Source organism: Agromyces sp. P1_H4, from assembly GCF_056405255.1.
The window spans coordinates 1-1,717 of sequence record NZ_JBFUCL010000509.1; the positions used below are offsets into that span (position 1 = coordinate 1).

Annotated in this window: 4 protein-coding genes; 3 read left to right on the forward strand and 1 reads right to left on the reverse strand. The window is 73.3% G+C overall.

Annotated features, from left to right (window positions below):
* On the forward strand, nucleotides 1-490 hold a 490-nt coding region (locus AC1DY2_RS19455; RefSeq protein ID WP_476763908.1), incomplete at its 5' end, for an NUDIX domain-containing protein.
* Entirely contained in the window at nucleotides 478-717 is a 240-nt protein-coding gene (locus AC1DY2_RS19460; protein ID WP_476763909.1) for a hypothetical protein, read from the forward strand. The genes AC1DY2_RS19455 and AC1DY2_RS19460, both read left to right, overlap by 13 nt.
* On the opposite strand, the gene AC1DY2_RS19465 is transcribed toward AC1DY2_RS19460, so the two are convergent.
* Complete coding sequence (locus AC1DY2_RS19465; protein WP_476763910.1) at nucleotides 714-1,118, reverse strand: hypothetical protein; 405 nt, start codon at nucleotides 1,116-1,118, stop codon at nucleotides 714-716. The genes AC1DY2_RS19460 and AC1DY2_RS19465 overlap by 4 nt on opposite strands.
* A 106-nt stretch (nucleotides 1,119-1,224) precedes the next feature.
* Here AC1DY2_RS19465 and AC1DY2_RS19470 point away from each other — a divergent pair, with 106 nt between their 5' ends.
* Complete coding sequence (locus tag AC1DY2_RS19470; protein ID WP_476763911.1) at nucleotides 1,225-1,650, forward strand: ribosomal maturation YjgA family protein; 426 nt, start codon at nucleotides 1,225-1,227, stop codon at nucleotides 1,648-1,650.
* Nucleotides 1,651-1,717 lie beyond the last annotated feature (67 nt).

Below are 1,717 nucleotides of genomic sequence, written 5' to 3' on the forward strand. Positions count from 1 at the left end.
CGTGGAGCAGGGCGAGACCGTGTTCGCGGCCGGCGTGCGCGAGACGGCGGAGGAACTCGGCGTCGACGTCGTCGAGGCGGCCCTCGAGCCGCTCACGGCCATGCACCGCACCGGAGGCACCGGCCGGCCCGTCGACGAGCGCCTCGACGTGTTCTTCGCCTGCCGTTCATGGCGCGGCACGCCGTCGCTCATGGAGCAGAAGGCGACCGGGCTCGAGTGGTTCCGGCTCGACGCGCTGCCCGGGCACGTGGTGCACCACGAGCGATTCGTGCTCGAGGGCTACCGCGACGGCACGCTGCTGCCCCTCACGGCCTACGGGTTCGGCGGCGAGCCGGGCATCGCGGATGCCGTCGCCGGTGTCGACGCCACTGACGGCGCCGGCGGCCCCGCGGCATCCGGAACCGACCCCGGCCGGTCGCTGTGGACCTCGCTCGGCTTCACGGAGCAACCCGCCTGGCGACGGTGGGTGAGAACGCCATGGAGCTCGTGATCGGGGCGCTCGCCGCGCTGTTCGCGCTCGCGATCGTCGTGGGCATGACGGTGCGCGCCATCCGGGCGCCGAGCGGGCAGCGGGCGCGGGCGGCGTTCGGCCCGCTGATGGGCGCCGGCGAGACGTACCAGGAGCTGCACACCGGCCAGAAGGGCCTGCATGACTCGGTCATCGAGTCGATCCAGGAGTCCGAGGTGCGCCCGTCGCGCACCGATGGCGACGACTAGAAGAGCCGGAAGCCCGACGCCCCGACGGTCATCACGAGCGCGGCGGATCCGACGGCGGCGACCGCGATCATCGACAGCCGTTGCACGAGGGGGCGCGACGCCATCGGGAGCAGGTACGTGAGCGAGACGCCGAGGGACGCTGCCGCGAGCACCAGGACGCCGCCGGTCATCGCCGTCGAGCTGCGCGCGCCCGTCACGCACGCCGCCCCGGCGCCGGTCGGGCCGACGATCGCGCAGACCTCGGGCATGAGCGCGGCGACGACGAGCAGCACCCAGAACACCGATGCCGTGGCGACCGTGGGAACCCACGCGCGGTCGGTCGACGTGATCGACGCCATGTGCCCGTCCTCCCCCGCTGCGGTCACCGAACGGCCGACGAATGCGCCGACCGCAAGAGACATGATTCCGCCTCATTCCCGGGAGACACCCCGAACGGGGCACATCGTTGCCGGAGCGATGCCGGATCGTTGCCGAAGCGAGATCGACGGCGTGTGCTTCACTGATCGGATGCCGCAGACGACCCCGCCCGCCGAGACCCGGCGGCTCCGCGTGCTCGCCGTCGTCGCGGCATCCGGATGCCTCGTGCTGGGCCTCGCCCTGCAGCTGCTCGCCCGCACGCCCCTCATCGACGTGCTCGGCAGCATGCTCTACGTCGTCTTCTTCGGCCTGCTGATCGTGCTCGCGTGGCCGAGGCTCTCGGCACTGACGGCGACCGGCATCGCCCTGGCGCTCGCCGTGGCGATCGAGCTGCTGCAGCTCACCCCCGTGCCGGCGGCGATCGTCGGCGCCGTGCCGGTGTCCAGGCTCCTCTTCGGCAGCGCGTTCGACCCGATGGACCTCGCGGCCTACGTCGCAGGTGCGGTGCTGCTGTGGGCGCTGCTCGCGCTGCTCCGGGCGGCGGGCGCTCGGCGCCCTGCGGCGGGCGGGCGCTAGGCGCCCTGCGGCGGGTGCGCCAGCAGGTCGACGCGGTCGGCGAGGTAGCGATCGAGCGGCATGAGCG